Source organism: Sphaerotilus sp. (genome assembly GCF_034519685.1).
In the GTDB taxonomy this organism is placed as follows: Bacteria; Pseudomonadota; Gammaproteobacteria; order Burkholderiales; family Burkholderiaceae_C; genus Sphaerotilus.
In genome coordinates this window covers 523,437-545,655 of record NZ_JAXHOF010000006.1, presented here as the reverse complement: position 1 = coordinate 545,655, position 22,219 = coordinate 523,437, and the positions used below count along the sequence as shown (strand labels likewise).

Genomic DNA, 22,219 nt, shown 5'->3' with positions numbered 1-22,219 from the left:
GACGGAGGCCGTGCAGCCTCATTTGAACGGATTCGGCCGTGGCGTCGCGTCACTCGACGGCGGCAGGATCGGCAACATGAAACTGGGCTGCTCACCCGTGAGCGTCTTCAGGAAGGCCACGATCTTGGCGTTCTCATCCTTCGTGAACGTCTTGCCGAGCTGCAGCCGGCCCATCACGTCGACCGCCTGGGTCAGCGTGTCGGCGGCACCATCGTGGAAATACGGATAGGTCATCTCCACGTTGCGCAGCGTCGGCACCTTGAAGTTGAACCGGTCGGCGTCCTTGCCGGTCACGGCGCTGCGCCCTTCGGCCGGACTGCTGGCCTTGTACGGCGCCACGACGCCCATCTTCTGGAACGAATTGCCCCCGACCGCCGGGCCGTTGTGACAGGCCACGCAGCCGCTGGACTTGAACAGCTGGTAGCCCGCCAGCTCGTTCGCCGAGAGGGCGTCCTTCTTGCCGAGCAGCCACTGGTCAAAGCGGGAGTTGGGCGTCACCAGGGTCTTCTCGAACTCGGCGATGGCCTGGGTCACCTGGTCGATGTCGATCTTGTCCTTGCCGAAGACCTGCTTGAACTCGCGGGTGTACGCCGGAATGGACTCCAGGATCCCGATCGCCAGCGTATGGCTGAACGCCATCTCGCCGGGGTTGGCGATCGGGCCGCCCGCCTGCGCCTTGAGGTCGGCGGCTCGGCCGTCCCAGAACTGTGCGAGGTTGAGGCTGGAGTTCAGCACCGTCGGCGCGTTGATCGGGCCTTGCTGCCACTTGTCGCCGATCGAGGTGCGGATGTTGTCGGTGCCGCCCATCGACAGGTTGTGGCACGAGTTGCAGGAGATGAAACCGGACTTGGACAAGCGCGGATCGAAGAAGAGCTTCTTGCCCAGTTCGACTTGCCCGAGGTTGACTTGTTGAGGGGGGACGATCGGCTGGATCGGCTCCTGGTTCTGGGCCACCACGGCCCCCATCGTGAGCAGGCTGGCCACAGCCGCCAATCCAAGCGGCACCACACGGGAAAACATAAGAACTCCTCGGTCCGTCGCTGGGCTCTCCGGTGCAGGCCGGGACGGCGCTGCGAGCATCGGATGATCTGGACTCGTTCCAGACCACGGATGCATTCCAGAGCATCGCGGCCCTGGCCTCTCTGATGCACATCAACCGGGCGGTGGCCGTGGTCCACGCGGTGCCCGCTGACGAAAAATGCATTGATTCAGGTCAGTGGCAAGGGTGAGAACCGGGGAGTTTGTGTCCGGATGAATCAGCCGCGCGGCACCCGGTACAGCCCGCAGAGCTTGTTCCCGTCCGGATCGCGCAGGTAGGCCAGATAGAGCTTGCCGGCCGGGCCTTCGCGCAGGCCGGGCGGGTCTTCGCAGGTGGTGCCGCCGTTGGCCAGACCGGCGGCGTGCCAGGCATCGACCTGCTCGGGTGACTGGCAGGCAAAGCCGGTGGTGCTGCCGTTGGCGACCGTGGCGGGCTGGCCGTCGATGGGCTGGCTCACCGAGAACACGCCCGTCTTGGTGCGCCAGAAGATGCGGTAGCGGTCGACACCGCCGGGGGGGACGTCGAGCGTGCCGAGCACGGCGTCGTAGAACGCCTTGGCCCGGTCGAGGTCGTTGGTGCCGAGCATGATGTGCGAAAACATGGGGGTCTCCTGTGGTCGTGTTGCGATGGCAAGCAGACCAGCCTAGTGTCGTGTCACAGCTGACTTGACGGACAGCCTGCGCGAACACATCACCGTCATGCCCGCGAAAGCGGGCACCCACGCAGGGACATGACCGTCTTTGGCGGGCGTAGATCCTCGCATTCGCGAGGATGACGGCACTTGGGGTGCGACAGTGGATCGTTGACGCAACACTAGCACCGCCCCCACCCCCCATCCCGTCATCCTCGCGACAGCGAGGATCCACGCCCCTCAGCGCAAGGCCGCTTCCACCATCGCCGCCAGCGTTGCCGTCGGCCGCCCGATCAGCGCGCTCAGCCGGTGGCCGTCGTCGAACAGCCCGCCCTTGGACGCGCCCACGTCCGACTCCGCCAGCAGATGCGCCAGCGGCTCCGGCAGCCCGGCGCCCAGCAGCGCCCCCCGGTAATCCGCTTCCGGCAGGTTGACGTACGGAATCGTGCGGCCCGTCTGGCGGCCCACCTCGGCGGCGAACTCGGCCAGCGTGTACGACGTGTCGCCCGCCAGTTCATGGACCTGTCCGGCCTGGTCATCGCGGGTCAGCACCGCGGCAGCAGCCTCGGCATAGTCGGCGCGCGCGGCGGAGGCGATGCGGCCCTCGCCCGCGCTGCCGATCACCGCGCCGTGCTGCAGCACGGCCGGCAGGCCGGCGAGGTAGTTCTCGGTGTACCAGCCGTTGCGCAGCAGCACATGCGGCACACCCGACGCACGCAGCAGCGCCTCGGTCGCGGTGTGCTCGGCGGCGAGGCCGAGCGGCGAGGTGTCGGCGTGCAGCAGGCTGGTGTACGCCAGCAGCGCGACACCGGCGCGGCGGGCGGCGTCGATGACGTTGCCGTGCTGCGCGACGCGCTCGCCGAGGGCGCTGGACGAGATCAGCAGCACCTTGGTGGCGCCCTGGAAGGCGGCGTCGAGCGTGGCGGGCTGCGCGTAGTCGGCCTGGCGGACCTGCACGCCCAGCGCCGCGAGGTCGGCGACCGCGGCGGGCTGACGCACGGCGGCGACGATGCCCGCGGCGGGCACGGTCTTCAGCAGCGACTGGATGACGAGACGGCCGAGTTGGCCCGAGGCTCCGGTGACGACGATCATGGCGAGAACTCCTGGAACAGCGTGGGGTGGGTGGCAAGGGAAAGAAGGAGCCGCCAGCTTAGCGAGAACACTTACCCACAGTAAGTACAAACCAAAAAGTAAGTAAAGAATGGACCGACCGGCTGGCGGGCCGTGCGCAGGCGCCGTACAGTCCCCGCATGAACGCGCCCCCCGCCTCCACGCCCACGCCGGCCCTCTCGCTGCAGGAGCAGCTGCGGCGCGGCAACCTCTTTGCCGAGGCCTGCCCGTCGCGCGAGGTGCTGCAGCATGTGACGAGCCGCTGGGGCGTGCTGATCCTGGTGGCGCTGCTCGACGGCACGCACCGCTTCAGCGAACTGCGCCGCAAGATCGGCGGCGTCAGCGAGAAGATGCTGGCGCAGACGCTGCAGGCGCTGGAGAGCGACGGCTTCGTGCTGCGCACGTCCTTCCCCGTCGTGCCGCCGCACGTCGAATACAGCCTGACACCGCTGGGCACCGAGGTCGCGGCGCAGGTACAGACGCTGGCCGACTGGATCGAGCACAACCTGTCCACCATCCTGCAGACCCGGGCGGCGCGGGCCGAGGTCTAGGCCACACGCGCCGTGGCCGCTGCCGCCCTGCCCCGGATCGACCCGGACCGCTGCACCGGCTGCGGCTGGTGCATCGCGGTCTGTCCGCCGCATGTGCTGTCGCTGCAGGTGGTGCAGTGGAAAAAGCGCTCGGCGCTGGACGACGCTGAGGGCTGCACCGGCTGCGCGAAATGCGCGGTGCGCTGTCCCTTCGGCGCGATCCGCATGCACAAGGCAGTGCCGCCCAGCTCAAGCGCACCCGAACCGGGTCGATATCCCTCCTGAATTGCGACGATCCCCCCAGCGCAACACCGATCGTCGACCACAACACCGCAGGCACGGCACACGATCTGGTCGGGAGACATGGACAACACGCCATACGGACAAGGACTCAACAGCATCCGCTGGCGGTTCGCACTGGCAAGCGCCGTGCTGACCGTCCTGGGTGTGCTGCTGCGCGACGCGCTGATGGGCCACACCGACCGCTGGACACCGACCGGCTTGCTCACACTGGGGCTGCTGAGCGGCGTGACCGCCTCGATCACCTTCTGGATGGCCAGCACGCTGACCCGCTCGATCGACCTGCTGCGCCACAGCACGGAGGCCATCGCCGCCGGCACGCTCGACAGCCCGGTGACCGTGGACTGCGCCTGCGAGGTCGGCGGTCTGGCCAGCAGCTTCCGCAAGATGACGCAGCGCATGAACGCCAACCTGCTGCGCATCAACACGCTGGCCTACACCGACACGGTCACCGGCCTGCCCAACCGCAGTGTCATCGACCACCTGCTCGGCCATGCACTGGCGCCGCAGCGCCAGGGCCGCTTCGAGGCGGCGATCTTCTTCATCGGCCTGGACGGTTTCAAGCACATCAACGACCGCCTCGGTCACCAGGGCGGCGACGAGTTGCTGCGGCAGACGGCGCAGCGCATCCTGGAACAGGGCTTCGGCCGGACGCTGCAAACCCTCGATTCCTGCACCGACAGCTTCGGCAGCCCCTGCGACCGCCTGCCGGAAGACCTGGTGCTGGCCCGCTTCACGGGGGACGAGTTCGTCGCCATCCTGCCCGGTGTCACCGACCGCGTCGCGCTGCGCCGACTCGGCGAACGGCTGGTCGCCACCTTCCGGGAACCGTTCCACATCGGAACGCAGGACGTGATGGCCCATCCCCGCATCGGCATCGCGCTGACGCCGGAGGACACCGGCAGCGCGGCCGAGCTGCTCAGCTTCGCCGACCTGGCCATGCACTGTGCGCGGCGCGACCCGCACGAGCGGCTGGTCTTCTTCGACCAGCGGATCCGCGAGGCCCTGCTGGAGCGCACCGACACCGAATCCGCACTGCGGCTGGCGCTGCAGCGTGGCGAGCTGCGGCTGCACTTCCAGCCCAAGGTCGACGCCTGCACCCTGGCACTGAGCGGCGTCGAAGCCCTGGTGCGCTGGCAGCATCCGCAGCGCGGCCTGCTGTCGCCTGCAGCCTTCATCGACGTGGCGGAACAGGCGGGCCTGATGGGCGCGCTGGGCCAGCAGGTGATCGATCTGGCGGTGGCGCAATGCCGGCGCTGGCTGGACGCGGGGATCCGGCGGTCGGTGGCGGTGAACGTCTCGCCTTCGCAGTTCGCCAGCCCGGCGTTCGTGCCGACGCTGCTCGACACGCTGAAGCGGGCGCGGGTGCCGGCGGGCCTGCTGTCGATCGAGATCACCGAGTCGATCGCGATGTCGGCGACGGACGAGGTTGAGGCACGCCTGGCTGCCCTGCGCGAGGCCGGCATCCGCATCGCCATCGACGATTTCGGCGTCGGCTTCTCCAACCTGTCGCAGCTGTCGCGGGTGCCGATGGACGACCTGAAGATCGACCGCTCCCTGGTCATGGCCATCGGCGAGAACCAGAAGAGCGAGGTCATCATCCGCGCCATCATCGGCATGGCCCACGCGCTGGGCTACCGCACGGTCGCCGAGGGCATCGAGACACCGCAGCAACAGGCCTATCTGAAATCGCTCGGCTGCAATGACCTGCAGGGCTACCGCTTTGCACGGCCGATGGACGCCGAGGCGCTGGAAGCCTGGGTGGCGGGGCGGACCCGGACCGCCAGCAACACCAGCGCCAACGCGGGCACGGGCACGAACACCGTGTCCGAGCGCTGAGGCGCCGCTACTCGTCGCCGCGGCCCAGATGCCGCGACGCCCGCCCGCTGCGCAGCACCGACCACGCCAGCCACAAGGCCCCGCCCCCCGCCGCCAGAAACCCCAGCAGCCCGAACGCCGGCAGCCCGAACAGGGTCGGCCCGCCCTGCACCGTCATCACGATCGACGAGCCGATGATCAGCGCCGCCACCACCAGCGCCACCGTGAGCCGGCTGGCCGCGATGTCGAGCTGGTCGGCCACCCGCTCCAGGTGGCGCACCTCGACATGCACCTGTACCCCCGTGCGCTTGGTCAGCCGCATGACCCGGGTGATCTCGCGCGGCAACCCGGTGAGCAGCCGCACCGCGTGCAGCGCCGAGGTCCAGCCGCGCTGCATCAGCGCCTTCGGCTCGTAGCGGGCACGCACGGCGGCTTCGAGCAGCGGCTCGGCCTCGGTGGCGATGTGGAACTCAGGCGCGAGCGTGCGGCCCAGGCCTTCGAGCGTGATGAAGGTCTTGATCAGCAGCGCCAGATCGGCCGGCAGCGCCAGCCGGTACTCGCGCAGGATGGCGGTCACGTCGCCGAGCATGCCGCCCAGGCTCAGCTTGGCCAGTTCGGTGCCGCGGTACTGGTCGACGAAGGCGATGACATCCTGCTGCAGCGCCTCATGGTCGACACCCGCGCCCGGCCCCGCGTCCTGCGTCCAGGCCAGCAGCACCTCGACCACCGACTCGGGCTCGCGCTGCACGAGGCCCAGCATCAGCGACAGCAGCTGGTCGCGGCGTGCCTCGCTGAGCCGGCCGACCATGCCGAAGTCGATGAAGGCGAGCCGGTTGCCGGGCAGGTAGAAGACGTTGCCGGGGTGCGGGTCGGCGTGGAAGAAGCCGTCGTCGATGATCATCTTCAGCACGGCGTGGGCGCCGCGCTGCGCCAGCAGCGTGCGGTCCAGCCCGGCGGCGTCCGCCTGCGCCAGATCGTGCCCGGGGATGCCCACGATGCGCGCCTGCACATTGATGCGTTCGCGAGTCCAGTCCCAATAGACCTTCGGCACGACGATGTCGGGCTGGTTGGCGAAGTTGGCGGCGATGCGCTCGGCGTTGCGGCACTCGCTGGAGAGGTCGAGTTCGCGCCGCAGCGAGCGGCCGAACTGGCGCACCAGCCCCACCGGCTGGTAGGGGCGCAGGTCGGGCCACTCGTCCTCGGCCAGCGCAGCCAGCCGCTCCAGCAGGCGCAGATCGGCCTCGATCACCGGCCCGATGCCGGGGCGGCGCACCTTGACGATGACTTCGGTGCCGTCGTGCAGCGCGGCGGCGTGGACCTGCGCGATCGAGGCGGCGGCGAGCGGCTCGGCGTCGAAGCGGGCGAAGACGGCCTCGGGCGGCGCGCCGAGGTCTTCGGTCAACTGGGCGCGCACGAGGGCCGGATCGACCTGCGGCGCCTGGCTGTGCAGCTTCTCGAACTCGGCGATCCAGGTCGGACCGAACAGGTCGGCGCGGCCGGCCAGGATTTGGCCGAGCTTGACGAAGGTCGGCCCGAGTTCCTCCAGCGCCAGCCGCAACTGCACCGGCGGATCGAGCCGCGCCAGATCGGCCGCGTGGTCCAGCCGCAGCACATGCCCGGCCCGCGCCAGCCGGTCCGCCCAGCCCAGCCGCCGCACCAGGTCGCCCAGTCCGTGGCGGATGAAGACCGAGGCGATCTCCTGCAGGCGGCCGAGGTCGCGGGCGGCGATGAGCGTGGCAAAAGGCATCAGTGTGGTGCGGGAGCGGGTCAGTCGGGTCGGTCAGGCGCCGAGCTGCGCCCAGAGGTAGGCGAACTCCAGCGCCTGCAGGCGCGCGCGCTGCGTGTTGTCGGCCGCGCCGCCGTGGCCGCCTTCGATGTTCTCGAAGTACAGCACCGAGTGGCCGAGCGCCTCCAGCTTCGCCACCATCTTGCGGGCGTGGCCGGGGTGGACGCGGTCGTCGCGGGTCGAGGTGGTGAACAGCGCCCGCGGGTAGCGCACGCCAGTACGCACGTTCTGCACGTTCTGGTACGGGCTGAACTTCTCGATCCAGGCCCACTGCTCGGGCTGGTCCGGGTCGCCGTATTCCGCCATCCACGACGCGCCCGCCAGCAGCCGGTGATAACGCCGCATGTCCAGCAGCGGCACCTGGCAGACCACGGCGCCGAACAGGTCCGGCCGCTGCGTCATCGCCGCCCCCACCAGCAGGCCACCGTTGCTGCCGCCCATGATGCCGAGCCGCTCGGGGCGCGTGACCTGCGTGCGCACGAGGTCTTCGGCGACCGCGATGAAGTCGTCGTAGCTGCGCTGCTTGTGTTCGCCGACCGCCGCCTGGTGCCACGACGGGCCGAACTCGCCGCCGCCGCGGATGTTCGCGACCACCAGCACGCCACCGCGCTCGTACCACGCCAGCCCGAAGCCGCCCGAGTACCACGGCTGCATCGACACCTCGAAGCCGCCGTAGCCGTAGAGCAGCGTCGGGTTGTCGCCGTCGTCGCGGCAGCCTGTCGGGCGGACGATGAAGTACGGCACCTGCGTCCCGTCGGCACTGGTGGCGAAGCGTTGCTCGGCCGTCATGCCGTCGCTGTCGAAATAGCGCGGGCGCTGCTTGAGCACCTCCAGGTCGTCCGTGCCGGCGCGGGCCAGCATCAGCGAGTCGGGCGTCAGGAAGTCGGCGTAGGTGACCCAGTAGTGCTCGGCGAGCGGATCGTCCGGGATGTGCGGGTCGTGCAATGCGGCGATGCCAAGCGTGCCGGGACCGGGCAGCGGCACGGCGCGGCGCTGCCACTGGCCGTCCACCAGCCGAAGCTCCTCGACCCGGTTCGCCACCTGATCGAGCACGTTCAGCAGCACATGGCCGCGGGTCCACGCGCTGCCGCCGAGTGAGCGGGTCGGCGTCGGGGTGAACAGCGCGGTCCACTGCGGGCGGCCGGCGAGCAGGTCGTCGGCCGACGCGACCAGCAGCGAGCCGGCCGGGTGCGTGACCTCGCCCTGCACAAGGTCGCTGCGCAGCTCCATCACCGCCCAGTGCTCGTGGAAGCCGAGGCTGGCGTCGGCGGGCTTGTCGAGGTGCTGCAGCGCCCCGTCCGCCCCGACCAGCCACATCTCGGTGGTGTAGAAATCGACTGAGCGGCCGTGGATCACGCGCTCGAAGCCGGGCGTGTCGTCCACGCTGACCCAGGCGGAGACGTCGCTCGCCTCGCCTTCGTGGAGGGTGACGGCCTCGCTCAAGGGCGTGCCGCGGCGCCAGCGCTTGATGACCCGCGGGTAGCCGGAATCGGTGAGCGAGCCGGGGCCGAAGTCGGTGCCGACGACGAGCGTGTCGGCATCCAGCCAGCTCGCGGTGCTCTTGGCCTCAGGCAGCATGAAGCCGCCCTCCTCGGCGCCGAGGAAACGCTTGTCGACCAGGTCGAACTCGCGCACGACGGTCGCATCCGCCCCGCCCCGCGACAGCGAGACCAGGCAGCGCCGCCACTCGCCGCCGGGCACTGCGGGCGAGAGCGTGTCGCTGCCGTGCCAGACCCAGTTCTCCCCTTCAGCCGCGCCCAGCGCGTCGAGGTCGAGCACGGTTTCCCAATCGGGTTCAGCCTGCCGGTAACTCGCCAGCGTGGTGCGGCGCCACAGGCCGCGCACATGCTCGGCGTCCTGCCAGAAGTTGTAGAAATGCGGGCCGACGCGGCTGACATACGGGATGCGCTCGCGGGCGTTCATCAGCGCCAGCAGCCGGGGCTTGAAGTCGGCGTACTCGGGGCGGGCGCAGAGTTCGGCCTGCGAGCGGTCGTTGTGGGCGCGCACCCAGTCGAGTGCGGCCTCGCCCTGCACGTCTTCGAGCCAGAGGTGCGGATCCAGCGGTTCCGGGTCGCGGGCGTCGGGAGTGTCGGGGGTGTCGCTCATGCGGCGCTTTCGGCGTAGGGATCGGCGAAACCGAGGGACGCCAGGATCTCGCGCTCGCGCTGCTCCATGCACTCGGCGGCTTCCTCGTCGTCCTCGTGGTCATAGCCCTGGGCGTGCAGCGTGCCGTGCACGAGCAGGTGGGCGTAGTGGGCGAGCAAGTCCTTGCCGTTCGCAGCGGCCTCGGCCTCGACCACCGGCGCGCACAGCACCAGGTCCGCCGACACCACCGGCTCGGCGCTGTAGTCGAAGGTCAGCACGTTGGTGGCGTAGTCCTTCTGGCGGAAATCGAGGTTCAGGCGCTGGGCCTCCTCGGCGCCGACGATGCGCACGGTGATCTCGCCGGGCAGCTCCAGCGCGGCGCGCACAAACCGCATCACCTTGTGCCGCGGCAGCAGCGCGCGGTGGCGCGGGTCGGCGAATTGCAGGGACAGGCTCAGGTCGGGGCGGGCAGCGGGCATGGTTCAGCGTTCCGGGTAGCGGTCGTCAGCAGCGGGGGCGGGGCGCGCCGCGTCGTAGGCCTCGACGATGCGGGCCACGAGCGGGTGGCGCACCACGTCGGCAGAGGTGAAATGGGTCATCGCGATGCCGCGCACGCCGCGCAGGATGCGCGCAGCGTCGGTCAAGCCGCTGATCTGACCCTTGGGCAGGTCCACCTGGCTGGTGTCGCCCGTCACCACGCAGCGGCTGCCGAAGCCGATGCGGGTGAGGAACATCTTCATCTGCTCGGGCGTGGTGTTCTGCGCCTCATCGAGGATGACGAAGGCGTGGTTGAGCGTGCGCCCGCGCATGAAGGCCAGCGGGGCGACCTCGATCTGGCCCTTCTCGAACGCCTTGCCGACGCGGTCCATGCCCATCAGGTCGTAGAGCGCGTCGTAGAGCGGGCGCAAGTACGGGTCCACCTTCTGCGCCAGGTCGCCGGGCAGGAAACCGAGCCGCTCGCCCGCTTCGACCGCCGGGCGGGTGAGGATGATGCGCTGCACCGAGCCGCGCTCCAGCGCATCGACCGCGCAGGCCACCGCCAGGAAGGTCTTGCCCGTGCCGGCCGGGCCAAGGCCGAAGGTGATGTCGTGGGCGAGGATGTTGTGCAGGTAGCCGGTCTGGTTGCGGGTGCGGCCGGCGAGTTCGCTGCGGCGGGTGCGCAGCACGATCTCGGGCTCGGCGCCGACCTCGACCGGCGGATCGTCCGCATGCACCACGCGCAGTGGCGGCGGTTCGTCCTGCAGCGCCTGCACCAGCGAGAGCTGCAGCTCGGCGGCGTCGATCGGCTCGGCAGCGCGGTCGTAGAGCTGCTGCAGCAGGGCCACCGCCCGCTCGGCGGCGCGGCGCGCGCCCTCGACGCGGAACGATTCGTTGCGGCGGCGGATGCTGACATCGAAGGCGGCCTCGATGGTGCGCAGGTGCTCGTCGAGCGCGCCGCAGACATGCGCGAGCCGGCGGTTGTCCTGGGGGATGAATGCGTGGCGCAGGATCACGGGTTGAATGTGAACTATGAGGCAAGGGCCGGGAGCGTGATTGTCACCGCCCGCCCGGTCCCCCTGTGGTCCGGCAGAATCAAAAGCTTGGCTCCCATTCTTCCGGATTTCACCATTTCAGTGGATACGCCTCCCGCGCCAGCGCCCCCCGTACCTTCGCCCGGCTGGCTGACCCAGCTCCGGAACCTCGGCTCCGACCGTGGCCGACCGCTGCTGGTGGCGCTGCACCCTGCACGCTGGGGGCTGATGGTGGTGGCGTTCATCCTGATCGGCCTGTGGATGGTGGAGATCGGCGGCCGTCCCAGCCCGGATGGCATCACCACGGTGCGCAATGCCGTGGTGGTCCGCGCCCCGACCCGCGAGGTGCCGGTCACCGGCGCGGCCCGGCTGATCACGCTGCCGGACCAGTGGGACCACTCGCCGAAATTCACTGCGCCCCTGTGGTACCAGCTCCGCTTCGACCTGCCGCCGAGCCCGACACCGGCCACGCTGCAGGGCCTGTACTTCGAGCGCCTGTGTGCCGCCTACGAGGTCCGCATCAACGGCTACCGCCTGGCCGCGCGCGGCAATGCCTCGGCGCCGCAGCCGTTCAACTGTCTGGACCCGGTGCTGATCACGCTGCCACCGGCCCTGCTCAAGCGCACCGACAACCAGCTCGACATCCAGATCACCGCCCAGGTGCGTTCGCAGGTCGCCGTGAGCGAACACGCGGGCTACCTGCCGCCGGTGCGCATCGGGCGCATGGACGTGCTGGAAGAGGAACTGCGCCGCGCCCGGACCTTCAATGTCAGCGCCACCCAGGCCCTGGCATTACTGGCCGGGCTGGTCGGCGCGGCATCGCTGACCCTGGCGACCCTGACGCGGCTGGCCTACCTGGGTTACTTCGGTGCCGCCTGCGTGGGCTGGGCGCTGCTGTGCGCATTGCTCACCGGTGCGCGGCTGCCCATCTCCGTCGTGGCGCATGAATGGCTGATCGGCGCCCTGATGCCACCCGTGGCGGTGGCGAGCGTCCTGTCCCTGATGCGCTACAGCGGCATCAAGGTGCGCTGGCTGGAGCTGTCGATCGCGCTGCAGAGCATCGTCGTGCCGCTGAGCCTGGTGATCGCCGCCCCGGACCGCATCAGCACCATCACCCACCCGTGGATGGTGATCCTGTCGGTGGAGGTCGCCGTGGCCGTGGTGGCCTTCCTGTACCGGGCCTGGAACTACTCGCCCGCCGACTTCCGGGTGGTCGGCGCCGCGCTGCTCACCGGCGTGTTCGTGCTGGTGATCGAGTCGCTGTTCGTGCCGGTGGATCTGCTGCTGCCGGGCAACCACTCGCTGAGCGTGGCGTCCATCGTGATGTTCAGCGGCATGGTGCTGCGGCTGTACCAGCAACTGCGCAGCGAGGTGGTCAGCGCCGAACAGGGCCGCGCCCAGGCCGAGCGCCGCGTGCAGGAGATCTCCGCCGACATCGAGAAGAACTACAGCCACATGGCCGAGCTGCGTGTCGAGCAGGTCACCGCCAAGGAACGCAAGCGCATCGCCGCCGACCTGCACGATGACCTCGGCGCCAAGCTGCTGACGATCGTCCACACCAGTGACAACGAGCGCATCGCCACCCTCGGCCGCGAAGCGCTGGAGGAGATGCGGCTGTCGGTTCGGGGTCTGGGCGGGCGGGCGATGCAGCTCGGCGATGCCGTGGGCGACTGGCGCAGTGAGGTGATGATGCGCATGTCGCAGGGCGGGGTGGAGCTGACCTGGAACGCCTCCGACGACCTGCTGATGAGCGAGCGGGCGATGAGCGCGCGGGCCTACGTGCAGACCACCCGCATCCTGCGCGAAGCGGTGAGCAACATCCTCAAGCACAGCGGCGCAACCCACTGCGAGATCACGGTCCGACAGGACATCAACGACTTCGAGCTGACCATCTCCGACAACGGCAAGGGCATCCCGATGGAGCTGGACGGCAAGCTCGACCGCGGCCACGGCATGTCCACGATGAAGGGCCGCGCCAAGCAGCTGCAGGGCCAGTGCCTGGTCGAATCCGGCCCCGGCTATGGCACGACGATCCGTCTGACGCTGCCGCTGTGATGTTCTGGACATCACGATATCCGGTCATTTTCGTAACCAGATTCATCCCCGCTCATCCGGGGTCGATATAGCCGTCACACTGCCATCCGCTTGCCCGAGGAACGCCATGAAAACCATCCTGCTGCTTGAAGACCTTCCCGAAATCCGTGCCTGGCTGCGTGCCCTGGTGATGCAGGTGTTCCCGGGCTCGAACGTCGTCGAATCGGCCCGTGTCCACGACGCGCTGCAACAGGTCACCGCCCACCGCTTCGACCTGGCGATGATCGACCTCGGCCTGCCGGACGGCTCCGGCGTGAAGGTCGTGCAGGCGCTGCGCGAGTCGCAACCGGATGCGCAGTCGGTGGTGGTCACCATCCACGACGACGACGACCACCTCTTCCCCGCGCTGCAGGCCGGCGCCTACGGCTACCTGCTGAAGGAGCAGCCGCGCGAGCAGCTGATGGAACACCTGCAGCGCATCAGCCAGGGCGAGCCGCCGCTGTCGCCGTCGATCGCGCGCCGGATGATTTCCTACTTCTCGGCCCAGGCCAACAAGCCGGCGCTGCAGCCCTACCCCGCCGCCGACACGCTGATGCCCAATGTGCAGCTGACCGAGCGCGAGCGCGAGGTGCTGCTGCGGGTGGCCAAGGGCTTCACGCTGCCGGAAATCGGCGTGCAGCTCGGCTTGAGCCGCCACACCATCGCCGACTACGTCAAGCAGATCTACCGCAAGCTCAACGTGAGTTCGCGCGCCGAGGCCGCGCTCGAAGCGCAGCGACTGGGTCTGTTCCGCCGCTGATCCACGGCGAATGGCCCGCAAGCCGGCGGGTCGCCCCCCGCATAATCGCGCCCCATGATCGGACGACTCACCGGCACCCTGGCGGAAAAATCCCCGCCCCAGATCCTCATCGACGTGAACGGCATCGGCTACGAAGTCGATGTCCCGATGAGCACCTTCTACAACCTCCCGCACCTCGGCGAGCGCGTCACGCTGCACACGCATTTCGTCGTGCGCGAGGACGCGCAGCTGCTCTACGGCTTCCTCACGCCCGCCGAGCGCGAGACCTTCCGCCAGCTCATCCGCATCACCGGCGTCGGCCCGCGCATCGCGCTGGCGGTGCTCTCGGGCATGAGCGCGGGCGAGCTGGCGCAGGCCGTCAGCACGCAGCAGGCCGGCCGCCTCGTCAAGGTGCCCGGCATCGGCAAGAAGACCGCCGAGCGGCTGCTGCTCGAACTCAAGGGCAAGCTCGGGCCGGATCTCGCGCTGCCGGGCGCGGCGGTGCAGACCGATGCGCAGTCCGACATCGTGCAGGCGCTGATCGCGCTGGGCTACAACGAGAAGGAAGCGGCGGCGGCGATCAAGCTGCTGCCGGTGGACATCGGGGTGAGCGACGGCATCAAGGCGGCGCTGAAATCACTGGCGAAATAACCAGTCCTGCGCATCCGCCAAGCGCTGGCGAGCGGGCCTTTGACGGACAATCGCCCGCATGGCCATCCAGACCGACGACTTCGCCCCCGCCCCGTCCAAGCGCATCGTCAGCGCGGCACCGAGCACCCCGCAAGAAGAGGCAATCGAGCGCGCCCTGCGCCCGAAACTGCTCGACGAGTATGTCGGCCAGGCCAAGGCGCGCGAGCAGTTGGAGATCTTCATCGGCGCGGCCAAGAAGCGCAGCGAGGCACTCGACCACGTTCTGCTCTTCGGCCCACCCGGTCTCGGCAAGACGACGCTGTCGCACATCATCGCGGCCGAACTGGGCGTGAACCTGCGCCAGACGAGCGGGCCGGTGCTGGAAAAACCCAAGGATCTGGCGGCGATGCTGACCAACCTGGAGAAGAACGATGTGCTCTTCATCGACGAGATCCACCGGCTGAGCCCGGTCGTCGAGGAGATCCTGTACCCGGCGCTGGAGGACTACCAGATCGACATCATGATCGGCGAAGGCCCGGCGGCGCGCTCGATCAAGCTCGACCTGCAGCCGTTCACCCTGGTCGGCGCCACCACCCGCGCCGGCATGCTGACCAACCCGCTGCGCGACCGCTTCGGCATCATCGCGCGGCTGGAGTTCTACACACCCGAGGAACTCTGCCGCATCGTGACGCGCTCGGCCGGGCTGATGGGCGCGCCGATCGACGCGGAAGGCGCGATGGAACTGGCCCGCCGCTCACGGGGGACACCGCGCATCGCCAACCGCCTGCTGCGCCGCGTGCGCGACTACGCCGAGGTCAAGGGCGACGGGCGCATCGTCAAGTCGATCGCCGATCGGGCGCTGACGATGCTGGATGTCGATCCGAAAGGCTTCGACGTGATGGACCGCAAGGTGCTCGAAGCCATCGTGCATCGCTTCGACGGCGGGCCGGTCGGGCTCGACAACGTGGCGGCGGCGATCGGCGAGGACTCGGGCACGATCGAGGACGTGATCGAGCCGTACCTGATCCAGCAGGGCTATCTGCAGCGCACGCCGCGCGGGCGGATCGCGACGCTGGCAGCGTATCGGCATCTGGGGGTGACCCCGCCGACAAAGGCGGGGGCGCCGGGGGCGGCGGGCGATCTGTTCGGCGAGTAGCGACCCCAGAGGGACAGCGTCAGGCAAAGCCGGTCACGACGCCGGGATCGAGTGGTACTTGGCCACCAGATCCTCGAAGAAGGACATGCCTTCGAGTTCACGGTTGTCTTCGTAGGCCAAGCAAAGCAGCATGCGCACAAGAATCATGTTCTTGTCGCCCGTGGGCCTCGGACCACCATTGGCATCGACCCACGCCCACAGCGTTTCCCGAACGCCTTCAAGATCAACCGAACCGGCGTCCCGCCAATACACCTGAAGTTGCGGGAATACGCCTTGGGCGATCTCCAGAGGCCGCCACTCCAGCGCTTCGATCTGCCTCAGCATGTAGTTGGCATATTGACTGTTTTCAGGCACAAAACGCTCCGGTGGCTGCCCAAGCTTGGATGTCACCCATTCACTTTCTGTCATTTTGAAGTTGTCAGCAAAGTCGATGGCGTTCTTTCCATCCAGAAGACCAATTCTCCGAAGCGTCATCTTCTCGATCTCCTGTGAGCATCATTGGTCAGTTCAGGACAGCCCGTGCGCCGCCACCCCGCCCCTTCGGGCGATGCCCCCATCACTGCTTTCTTCCAACGCCGCCCCCTCCAGGTGCTGCGTATCCCCCCACCCCACCATCGTCAGCCGCTCCCCGGTGAACAGCAGCCGGTTGATGCTCGCATTGCCGAGCTGCCAGGTGCGCGGCGCCTCGATCGGCATGCCGCAGGCGGCGCGGTAGAGGCAGTCGAGCACGCCGCCGTGCGCGACCAGCACCACCGTCTGCCCGGGGTGCGCGGCGGCCAGTCGGTGTGCGGTGTCGATCGAGCGGGCGTAGAACGTGCGCAGCGACTCGGCGCCCTCGGGCTCGAAATCCGGCTCGCGAGCCTTCCAGCGCTTCACCAGTTCCGGGTGGATCGCCTCGATCTCGGCCACCGTGCGGCCCTGGAACAGGCCGAAATGGCGCTCGCGCAGACCCGCGTCGTGCAGCACCGGCAGGCCGATGCGCCGCGAGATGGCGTTGGCCGTCTCGGCGGCGCGCACCAGGTCCGACGCATACAGCACCGCGATGTCTTCGTCCGCCAGCGCCTCGGCGACACGCTCGGCCTGCCAGAAGCCGGTGTCGTTCAGCGGGATGTCGAGCTGGCCCTGGATGCGGGTGTCGACGTTCCACGCCGTCTCGCCGTGGCGAATCGCCAGGATGCGGGTGCTGCTGCCGTGGCCCATCGGGTCAGGCTCCGGCGCCGAGGCGGTGGTTCAGCGTGTAGTGGCCGGTGAGGCTGGCCTGACCGAGCACGTGGCCTTCGATCGCCGCGCGCACCTGCGCCCCGGTGAATGCGCCCTCGACCGGGCAGCGGTCCAGGTCGGTCGCGTACAGCGTGAACACGTAGTGGTGCAGCAGGCTGTCGTTGAACGGCGGGAGCGGGCCGTCGTAACCGAAGTAGTCGCCGGCCATGTCCGGGTTGCCGGCGAACCAGCCGGTGTAGTCGTTCAGGCCGTGGCGGGCGCCGTGCAGCGTGGCCGGGCCGGGTTTGCCGCGCGCGGTGAAGCCTTGGCTGAACTCGCCCTCGGCCACACCAGTCAGCGTCGCCGGCAGATCGACCATCACCCAGTGGAAGAAGTCCACCCGCGGCAGGTCGGCCGGCACCTCGCGGTCCGTCTGGTTCACGTCATCGCCGCGGCTCGGCACGTCCGGGTCGTGGCAGACCAGCACCAGCGAGCGTGTGCCCGCGGGCAGGTCGCGCCAGGCCAGGTGCGGGCTGATGTTGTCCGAGAAGGTGACGATGCTCGCCGCATCCGGGCGCCCGGCGGCAAAACGGGCAGGAATGGGGGCGCCTTCGGTCAGGCTGTCGCTGTGCAAGTGCATGTCGTGTCTCCTTGGGGTCGGTGGAATCCGGCGCGCGTGCTTCAGACGCCCCAGACGATGTCCTTGTCCGCGGCGTGGGCACGCCGCAGCATCTCGATCAGCGGCCAGGCGCGCTGGCGCAGGCTGACCTCCTTGGGCGGCGGCAAGGTGCGGCCTTCGGCGGCCGCCTCAGCCTCGGCTTCGCGGCGGGCACGCTCCTCGTCGGCAATGCCCTGCTCCAGCGCAGCAATGGCTGCGGGCATCTGGGCCGGCAGGAAGATGCCCTGTGGTGCGGGATCGCGGCCCACCAGCTTCATCACCCGGTCGCCGACCGGCGCGGTCATGATGAGATCGCCGGCAGCCTTGGACTTGAACTTGTAGAGCATCGGGAATTCCTTGGCAGTGTCCGTTCAGCCGGGATTGTGCGCCGCCTCGTCGAGTCCGAGTGCTGCGGCAATCCGGCCCCGCACCGCCTGCACCAGGGCGCGCCGGTCCAACCCTTCGGACGCGATCGGGGCCAGCACCGAGACGTGGACTTCGAGGCCCCGCGCCCCGGCGATCGTCCACAGGCTGTCGAGCAGTGTCGTGTCGCCGATGTAGATCGCCGACGGGCTGATGGCATGCCCCGGCTCCGAAAAGCGCAGGGCGATCGGCTGCACCGGCGCGCCGCTGCTCACCGCCGCCTGCAGCAGGTTGGCGTGGAAGGGCAGCAGGTGGCGCCCGTCCGATGTGGTGCCCTCCGGGAAGAACGCCACCGTATCGCCCTCGCGCAGCGCCTCGGCCGCCTGGTGGACCACCCGCAGCGCGTCGCGCTTGCTCTCGCGCTCGATGAACAGCGTGCCCGCCTGCGCGATGAGCCAGCCGAGCAGCGGCCACGCCTTCACGTCCGACTTGGAGACAAAACGCGCCTGCGGACAGACCGAATGCACGGCCATGATGTCGAGCCACGAGACGTGGTTGGCGGCCAGCAGTTGCGGCCCCGGCTGGAAACGCCCGCTCGGCCGCACGGTGATGCCCAGCAGCATCAGCAGCCGGGCCGACCACCACTGGATGCGGGCGCAGCGGTGCGCGGCGCTGGCGCCGTCGAACTCGCGCCACGCGATGAACAGGCCGTGGAAGATGTGCAGCATCACCCGCGCCAGCCGTGCAGCGGCGCGGAGGCGGCGGCCGAACGCCATCAGCGGTGCTCGTGCGCGACGGTGCCGGCCACCAGCGTGGTGCGCACGCGGCCGGGCAGCGCCATGCCGGTGTCGGCGAAGGCAAACGGCGTGTACTTGCCCTGGCTGCACAGCGCGTCCGGCGTCACTGGCCACAGCGCCTCGGGATCGAACACGCAGACATCGGCCACGCCGCCCTCGACCAGCCGCCCCGCGCTCGACGACAGCGATCCCAGCGCATCGCCCAGCACGCGCACCGGGTCGGACGTGACCCGCGCCAGCGTCGCCGGCAGCGCGAGGCCCGCGTCGGCGCCCCACTTCAGCGCCATGCTCAGCAGCAGCTCCAGCCCGGTGGCACCTGGCTCGGCCTCGGCGAAGGGCAGTGTCTTGGCGTCGCCTTCGACCGGCGTGTGGTCGGAGACCAGCGCGTCGATCGTGCCGTCGGCCAGCGCGGCGCGCAGCGCGTCGCGGTCGCGGCCCTGGCGCAGCGGCGGCGTCAGGCGCATGGCGGGGTTGAAATAACCGATGTCGATCTCGGTCAGGTGCAGCGAGTTGATGCTGACATCGGCCGTCACCGGCAGGCCTTCCGCCTTGGCGCGGCGCAGCAGTTCGACCCCCGCCGCGCTCGACAGCCGGCACAGGTGGACCCGCGCGCCGGTCGAGCGCATCAGCTCGAAGATCGTGTGCAGCGCGATCGTCTCGGCCGCCACCGGCACGCCGGACAGGCCCATGCGCGTGGCAACCCCGCCGCTGGCGGCGACGCCCTTGCCGAGCCAGTAGTCCTGCGGGCGCAGCCAGACGGTGTAGCCGTGGGTCGAGGCGTAGAGCATCGCGCGCTGCAGCACCAGCGTGTCGCGCACCGCCACGTCCGCCTGCGAGAAGCCGACGCAGCCCGCCTCGGTCAGCTCGACCATCTCGGTCAGCGTCTCGCCCTTGAGCCCCTTGGTCAGCGCGCCCAGCGGGAACAGCCGGCACAGCGACAGCTTGCGGGCGCGGAACTTGAGCATCTCGACCAGCCCCGGCTCGTCGAGCGCGGGGTCGGTGTCGGGCGGGCAGACGAGGCTGGTGACACCACCGGCGGCGGCGGCGTTCAGCTCGCTCTCCAGCATGCCTTTCTGCTCCTGCCCCGGCTCGCGCAGGCGGGCGGCCAGATCGACAAGGCCGGGCGCGACGACGCAGCCCGCAGCATCCAGCGTGCGGTTCGGGTGGAAATCAGCGGGCGTGCGGCCGATGCCGACGATGCGCCCGGCGGCGATCGCCACGTCCGTGACCTCGTCGCGTCCGGAGGCCGGGTCGATCACGCGGCCGTTCTTGATCAGGATCTTCATGCTTCGTTCCCCGCGATGATCGACATCACCGCCATGCGCACCGCGATGCCGAAGGTCACCTGCGGCAGGATCACGCTGTGCTGCCCGTCGGCGACCGACGAGTCGATTTCCACACCCCGGTTGATCGGGCCCGGGTGCATCACGATCGCGTCCGGCGCGGCCAGCGCGAGCTTGTCCTCGGTCAGGCCGTAGCTCTTGAAGAACTCACCCGCGCTCGGCAGCATCGCGCCGCTCATGCGCTCGTTCTGCAGGCGCAGCATGATGATGACGTCGGCGTCCTTGATGCCTTCGGCCATGTCGTGGCAGACCCGCACGCCCATCTCGCGCAGGTCGCCCGGCACCAGCGTCTTCGGCCCGACGGCACGGATCTCCGGCACGCCCAGCGTCGTCAGCGCGTGGATGTCCGAGCGCGCCACGCGGCTGTGGACGATGTCGCCGACGATGGCCACCCGGAGCTTGGTGAAGTCCTTCTTGTAGTGGCGGATCGTGTACATGTCGAGCAGCCCCTGCGTGGGGTGCGCGTGGCGGCCGTCGCCGGCGTTGACGACGTGGACATGCGGGGCGCAGTGCTGCGCGATCAGGTAGGGCGCGCCCGACTCGCTGTGGCGGACCACGAACATGTCGGCGTGCATCGCCGACAGGTTGGCGATCGTGTCGAGCAGGCTTTCGCCCTTGGACGCGCTCGACTTGGCGATGTCGAGGTTGATCACGTCCGCGCTCAGGCGCTTGGCGGCGATCTCGAAGGTGGTGCGGGTGCGGGTCGAGTTCTCGAAGAACAGGTTGAACACCGACTTGCCGCGCAGCAGCGGCACCTTCTTCACCTCGCGGTCACTGACCGACAGGAAGGTGGACGCGGTGTCGAGGATGTGGTGCAGCACCGCCTTGGGCAGGCCCTCGATCGACAGCAGGTGGATCAGCTCGCCGTGCTTGTTGAGCTGGGGGTTGCGGCGCGACAGCATCAGCGGGCCTCCTGGGAATTTGCGATGTCCTGGACGGTGAAGCGGAAACGGCCGGCCTCGTCGCGGTCGAGCGAGAGCTGCTGCGTCGAAGGCAGCACCAGCCGTGACGCGGCGAACGCGGCCTGGATCGGCAACTGGCGCCCGCCCCGGTCCACCAGCACCGCGAGCTGCACCGACGCTGGCCGCCCGAAGTCGAACAGCTCGTTGAGCACGGCGCGGATGGTGCGGCCGGTGTAGAGCACGTCGTCGATCAGCACGATCGGGCGGCCATCGACCGAGAACGGCAGGTTGGTCGCGTCGGTGGTCGAGCCCAGGCCGCGCGAACCGAAGTCGTCACGGTGCATGGTGCTGGAGATCACGCCGTGCGGTGTGACCAGGCCCAGGTCGCGCTGCAGGCGCTCGGCCAGCCAGGCCCCGCCCGACCACACGCCCACCAGCACCACATCGGGCACGATCAGGCCGCGCACACCGGCGAGCAGCTCGGTGTAGAGCGCCTCGGCGTCAAGGTGCAGACTCATCGGGATTCCTTTCGTTCTTGTTCGTCCAGGTATTGCGTGAGCAACAGGGCCGCCGCCGCCGCGTCGGCATCGCGCGCCCCACTGGCCAGCACCTCGGTGGTGCTGTAGCGCTCGTCGACCTCGAACACCGGCAGGCGGAAACGTCCCTGTAGCTGGCGGGCGAAGCGCTGCGCGCGGCGGGTATTGTCGTGGGCGGCACCGTCCGGATGGAAGGGGATGCCCACCACCAGCGCGTCCGGCTGCCATTCCCGGATCAGCGCCGCGATCTTCACGAAACGGGCGTCACCCTCGGCCGTGACGGTGGTCAGCGGCGAACCGTGGCCGAGCAAGCGGTTGCCACTGGCCACGCCGGTGCGTTTGAGGCCGTAGTCGAAGGCCAGGAAGGTCTGGGGCGGGCGGGGAGGCGGCGACGGGCGCGCGGGCGGGGTGTCCGCCGCGGTCATGCGTGTCCCGCGTCGTGCGACAGCATCGCCGGATCGACCCCGAGCAGCGCCAGCGCCCGGTGGTAACGCTGTGCGACAGGCGTGTCGAAGATGACGGCAGGGTCGGCGTCGACGTTGAGCCAGCCATTGCGCGCCATCTCGTCTTCGAGCTGCCCGGCACCCCAGCCGGCGTAGCCCAGCGTGATCAGCACGCGCTTCGGCCCTTCGCCGCCCGACATCGCTTCGAGCACGTCGCGGCTGGTCGTCATCGCCAGTCCGCCCGGGACGGACAGCGACGAGGTGTAGGGCGGGTGGTCATCGGCCGGGCGGTCATGGAGCACGAAACCGCGCTCGGTCTGCACCGGACCGCCGTAGTACACCGGCGTGTCGGCCAGGTCCGGGCGGTCGAGCGTCATGTCCACGCGCTCGAACAGGTTGCTGACCGTGATGTCGATGGGTTTGTTGATCACCAGGCCCAGCGCACCGCGTTCGGTGTGCTCGCACAGGTAGACGACCGAGCCGGCAAAGCTGTCGTCCGCCATGCCAGGCATGGCGATCAGGAACTGGTTGGTGAGGTTGATACGGCCAAGGGCGGACATGGCGCGGAT

General features: G+C 69.3%; 24 protein-coding genes. 7 read left to right on the top strand and 17 right to left on the bottom strand.

Features of this window, described 5'->3' with window-relative positions; translation table 11 throughout:
* Positions 1-18 precede the first annotated feature (18 nt).
* From U5O44_RS13720 to U5O44_RS13710, 3 genes are all read right to left on the bottom strand, one after another.
* A complete protein-coding gene (locus tag U5O44_RS13720) occupies positions 19-1,020 on the bottom strand; it encodes a cytochrome-c peroxidase (protein ID WP_322589018.1) in 1,002 nt (333 codons plus the stop codon).
* A 236-nt stretch (positions 1,021-1,256) separates the two neighbouring features.
* A complete protein-coding gene (locus U5O44_RS13715; protein ID WP_322589017.1) occupies positions 1,257-1,640 on the bottom strand; it encodes a VOC family protein in 384 nt (127 codons plus the stop codon).
* Between the two features lie 270 nt (positions 1,641-1,910).
* Positions 1,911-2,762: an SDR family oxidoreductase gene (locus tag U5O44_RS13710; protein WP_322589016.1), complete on the bottom strand. Its 852-nt coding sequence runs from the start codon at positions 2,760-2,762 to the stop codon at positions 1,911-1,913.
* A 158-nt stretch (positions 2,763-2,920) separates the two neighbouring features.
* On the opposite strand from U5O44_RS13710, the gene U5O44_RS13705 reads away from it, so the two are divergent.
* From U5O44_RS13705 to U5O44_RS13695, 3 genes are all read left to right on the top strand, one after another.
* Positions 2,921-3,331: a winged helix-turn-helix transcriptional regulator gene (locus tag U5O44_RS13705; protein ID WP_322589015.1), complete on the top strand. Its 411-nt coding sequence runs from the start codon at positions 2,921-2,923 to the stop codon at positions 3,329-3,331.
* A gap of 12 nt (positions 3,332-3,343) precedes the next feature.
* The gene (locus U5O44_RS13700; protein WP_322589014.1) at positions 3,344-3,595 is read left to right on the top strand and encodes an ATP-binding protein; all 252 of its coding nucleotides are present in this window, start codon (positions 3,344-3,346) and stop codon (positions 3,593-3,595) included.
* A 78-nt stretch (positions 3,596-3,673) separates the two neighbouring features.
* Positions 3,674-5,449: a putative bifunctional diguanylate cyclase/phosphodiesterase gene (locus U5O44_RS13695; protein ID WP_322589013.1), complete on the top strand. Its 1,776-nt coding sequence runs from the start codon at positions 3,674-3,676 to the stop codon at positions 5,447-5,449.
* 7 nt (positions 5,450-5,456) lie between these two features.
* Here U5O44_RS13695 and U5O44_RS13690 read toward each other — a convergent pair whose 3' ends face one another.
* From U5O44_RS13690 to U5O44_RS13675, 4 genes are read right to left on the bottom strand one after another with little or no spacing between them, the layout of a single operon-like run.
* Positions 5,457-7,175 (bottom strand): ABC1 kinase family protein, encoded by a 1,719-nt coding sequence (locus tag U5O44_RS13690; protein WP_322589012.1) that lies wholly within the window; start codon positions 7,173-7,175, stop codon positions 5,457-5,459.
* 33 nt (positions 7,176-7,208) lie between these two features.
* The gene (locus U5O44_RS13685; RefSeq protein WP_322589011.1) at positions 7,209-9,320 is read right to left on the bottom strand and encodes a prolyl oligopeptidase family serine peptidase; all 2,112 of its coding nucleotides are present in this window, start codon (positions 9,318-9,320) and stop codon (positions 7,209-7,211) included.
* A complete protein-coding gene (ybeY, locus tag U5O44_RS13680) occupies positions 9,317-9,778 on the bottom strand; it encodes an rRNA maturation RNase YbeY (RefSeq protein WP_322589010.1) in 462 nt (153 codons plus the stop codon). Before ybeY ends, U5O44_RS13685 begins: the two co-directional genes overlap by 4 nt.
* A 3-nt stretch (positions 9,779-9,781) precedes the next feature.
* Positions 9,782-10,792 (bottom strand): PhoH family protein, encoded by a 1,011-nt coding sequence (locus U5O44_RS13675; protein WP_322589009.1) that lies wholly within the window; start codon positions 10,790-10,792, stop codon positions 9,782-9,784.
* A 120-nt stretch (positions 10,793-10,912) separates the two neighbouring features.
* Here U5O44_RS13675 and U5O44_RS13670 point away from each other — a divergent pair, with 120 nt between their 5' ends.
* The 4 genes from U5O44_RS13670 (at position 10,913) to ruvB (ending at position 15,408) form a co-directional block, all read left to right on the top strand.
* Positions 10,913-12,865 carry a sensor histidine kinase gene (locus U5O44_RS13670; protein ID WP_322589008.1) on the top strand — a complete coding sequence of 651 codons (1,953 nt, stop codon included), beginning with the start codon at positions 10,913-10,915 and terminating at the stop codon, positions 12,863-12,865.
* A 106-nt stretch (positions 12,866-12,971) separates the two neighbouring features.
* On the top strand, positions 12,972-13,643 hold the full coding sequence (locus tag U5O44_RS13665) for a response regulator transcription factor (protein ID WP_322589007.1): 672 nt from the start codon (positions 12,972-12,974) through the stop codon (positions 13,641-13,643).
* A gap of 54 nt (positions 13,644-13,697) precedes the next feature.
* Complete coding sequence (ruvA, locus tag U5O44_RS13660) at positions 13,698-14,273, top strand: Holliday junction branch migration protein RuvA (protein ID WP_322589006.1); 576 nt, start codon at positions 13,698-13,700, stop codon at positions 14,271-14,273.
* Positions 14,274-14,331: 58 nt separating this feature from the next.
* Positions 14,332-15,408 carry a Holliday junction branch migration DNA helicase RuvB gene (gene ruvB, locus U5O44_RS13655; RefSeq protein WP_322589005.1) on the top strand — a complete coding sequence of 359 codons (1,077 nt, stop codon included), beginning with the start codon at positions 14,332-14,334 and terminating at the stop codon, positions 15,406-15,408.
* Between the two features lie 33 nt (positions 15,409-15,441).
* Here the strand turns inward: ruvB and U5O44_RS13650 are convergent, their stop codons facing one another.
* The 10 genes from U5O44_RS13650 to U5O44_RS13605 are packed head-to-tail and all read right to left on the bottom strand — an operon-like array spanning position 15,442 to position 22,210.
* Positions 15,442-15,882, bottom strand: a complete 441-nt coding sequence (locus tag U5O44_RS13650) for a hypothetical protein (protein WP_322589004.1) — start codon at positions 15,880-15,882, stop codon at positions 15,442-15,444.
* A 33-nt stretch (positions 15,883-15,915) separates the two neighbouring features.
* On the bottom strand, positions 15,916-16,608 hold the full coding sequence (locus U5O44_RS13645; RefSeq protein ID WP_322589003.1) for a histidine phosphatase family protein: 693 nt from the start codon (positions 16,606-16,608) through the stop codon (positions 15,916-15,918).
* A 4-nt stretch (positions 16,609-16,612) separates the two neighbouring features.
* Positions 16,613-17,248 carry a YbhB/YbcL family Raf kinase inhibitor-like protein gene (locus U5O44_RS13640; RefSeq protein ID WP_322589002.1) on the bottom strand — a complete coding sequence of 212 codons (636 nt, stop codon included), beginning with the start codon at positions 17,246-17,248 and terminating at the stop codon, positions 16,613-16,615.
* A gap of 41 nt (positions 17,249-17,289) precedes the next feature.
* Entirely contained in the window at positions 17,290-17,613 is a 324-nt protein-coding gene (locus U5O44_RS13635) for a DUF1840 domain-containing protein (protein ID WP_322589001.1), read from the bottom strand.
* A 24-nt stretch (positions 17,614-17,637) separates the two neighbouring features.
* The gene (locus tag U5O44_RS13630; protein WP_322589000.1) at positions 17,638-18,405 is read right to left on the bottom strand and encodes a lysophospholipid acyltransferase family protein; all 768 of its coding nucleotides are present in this window, start codon (positions 18,403-18,405) and stop codon (positions 17,638-17,640) included.
* Positions 18,405-19,712 (bottom strand): dihydroorotase, encoded by a 1,308-nt coding sequence (locus tag U5O44_RS13625; RefSeq protein ID WP_322588999.1) that lies wholly within the window; start codon positions 19,710-19,712, stop codon positions 18,405-18,407. The genes U5O44_RS13630 and U5O44_RS13625 overlap by 1 nt, the downstream gene beginning before the upstream one ends.
* The gene (locus tag U5O44_RS13620) at positions 19,709-20,671 is read right to left on the bottom strand and encodes an aspartate carbamoyltransferase catalytic subunit (protein WP_322588998.1); all 963 of its coding nucleotides are present in this window, start codon (positions 20,669-20,671) and stop codon (positions 19,709-19,711) included. The genes U5O44_RS13625 and U5O44_RS13620 overlap by 4 nt, the downstream gene beginning before the upstream one ends.
* Positions 20,671-21,189 (bottom strand): bifunctional pyr operon transcriptional regulator/uracil phosphoribosyltransferase PyrR, encoded by a 519-nt coding sequence (gene pyrR, locus U5O44_RS13615; protein ID WP_322588997.1) that lies wholly within the window; start codon positions 21,187-21,189, stop codon positions 20,671-20,673. The genes U5O44_RS13620 and pyrR overlap by 1 nt, the downstream gene beginning before the upstream one ends.
* Positions 21,186-21,632, bottom strand: coding sequence for a Holliday junction resolvase RuvX (ruvX, locus tag U5O44_RS13610; protein ID WP_322588996.1), 447 nt, complete (start codon positions 21,630-21,632; stop codon positions 21,186-21,188). The genes pyrR and ruvX overlap by 4 nt, the downstream gene beginning before the upstream one ends.
* On the bottom strand, positions 21,629-22,210 hold the full coding sequence (locus U5O44_RS13605; RefSeq protein ID WP_322588995.1) for a YqgE/AlgH family protein: 582 nt from the start codon (positions 22,208-22,210) through the stop codon (positions 21,629-21,631). The genes ruvX and U5O44_RS13605 overlap by 4 nt, the downstream gene beginning before the upstream one ends.
* Positions 22,211-22,219: the final 9 nt, after the last annotated feature.

Excerpts from the sequence above, each read along its gene's own strand:
- ruvB (WP_322589005.1), top strand. The coding sequence starts at position 14,332 with ATGGCCATCCAGACCGACGACTTCGCCCCCGCCCCGTCCAAGCGCATC.
- U5O44_RS13640 (WP_322589002.1), bottom strand. The coding sequence starts at position 17,248 with ATGCACTTGCACAGCGACAGCCTGACCGAAGGCGCCCCCATTCCTGCC.
- U5O44_RS13630 (WP_322589000.1), bottom strand. The coding sequence starts at position 18,405 with ATGGCGTTCGGCCGCCGCCTCCGCGCCGCTGCACGGCTGGCGCGGGTG.
- U5O44_RS13710 (WP_322589016.1), bottom strand. The coding sequence starts at position 2,762 with ATGATCGTCGTCACCGGAGCCTCGGGCCAACTCGGCCGTCTCGTCATC.
- U5O44_RS13605 (WP_322588995.1), bottom strand. The coding sequence starts at position 22,210 with ATGTCCGCCCTTGGCCGTATCAACCTCACCAACCAGTTCCTGATCGCC.
- U5O44_RS13720 (WP_322589018.1), bottom strand. The coding sequence starts at position 1,020 with ATGTTTTCCCGTGTGGTGCCGCTTGGATTGGCGGCTGTGGCCAGCCTG.
- U5O44_RS13705 (WP_322589015.1), top strand. The coding sequence starts at position 2,921 with ATGAACGCGCCCCCCGCCTCCACGCCCACGCCGGCCCTCTCGCTGCAG.
- ruvA (WP_322589006.1), top strand. The coding sequence starts at position 13,698 with ATGATCGGACGACTCACCGGCACCCTGGCGGAAAAATCCCCGCCCCAG.
- U5O44_RS13650 (WP_322589004.1), bottom strand. The coding sequence starts at position 15,882 with ATGACGCTTCGGAGAATTGGTCTTCTGGATGGAAAGAACGCCATCGAC.
- U5O44_RS13690 (WP_322589012.1), bottom strand. The coding sequence starts at position 7,175 with ATGCCTTTTGCCACGCTCATCGCCGCCCGCGACCTCGGCCGCCTGCAG.
- U5O44_RS13665 (WP_322589007.1), top strand. The coding sequence starts at position 12,972 with ATGAAAACCATCCTGCTGCTTGAAGACCTTCCCGAAATCCGTGCCTGG.
- U5O44_RS13620 (WP_322588998.1), bottom strand. The coding sequence starts at position 20,671 with ATGCTGTCGCGCCGCAACCCCCAGCTCAACAAGCACGGCGAGCTGATC.
- U5O44_RS13685 (WP_322589011.1), bottom strand. The coding sequence starts at position 9,320 with ATGAGCGACACCCCCGACACTCCCGACGCCCGCGACCCGGAACCGCTG.
- U5O44_RS13715 (WP_322589017.1), bottom strand. The coding sequence starts at position 1,640 with ATGTTTTCGCACATCATGCTCGGCACCAACGACCTCGACCGGGCCAAG.
- ruvX (WP_322588996.1), bottom strand. The coding sequence starts at position 21,632 with ATGACCGCGGCGGACACCCCGCCCGCGCGCCCGTCGCCGCCTCCCCGC.
- ybeY (WP_322589010.1), bottom strand. The coding sequence starts at position 9,778 with ATGCCCGCTGCCCGCCCCGACCTGAGCCTGTCCCTGCAATTCGCCGAC.
- pyrR (WP_322588997.1), bottom strand. The coding sequence starts at position 21,189 with ATGAGTCTGCACCTTGACGCCGAGGCGCTCTACACCGAGCTGCTCGCC.
- U5O44_RS13695 (WP_322589013.1), top strand. The coding sequence starts at position 3,674 with ATGGACAACACGCCATACGGACAAGGACTCAACAGCATCCGCTGGCGG.
- U5O44_RS13635 (WP_322589001.1), bottom strand. The coding sequence starts at position 17,613 with ATGCTCTACAAGTTCAAGTCCAAGGCTGCCGGCGATCTCATCATGACC.
- U5O44_RS13625 (WP_322588999.1), bottom strand. The coding sequence starts at position 19,712 with ATGAAGATCCTGATCAAGAACGGCCGCGTGATCGACCCGGCCTCCGGA.
- U5O44_RS13645 (WP_322589003.1), bottom strand. The coding sequence starts at position 16,608 with ATGGGCCACGGCAGCAGCACCCGCATCCTGGCGATTCGCCACGGCGAG.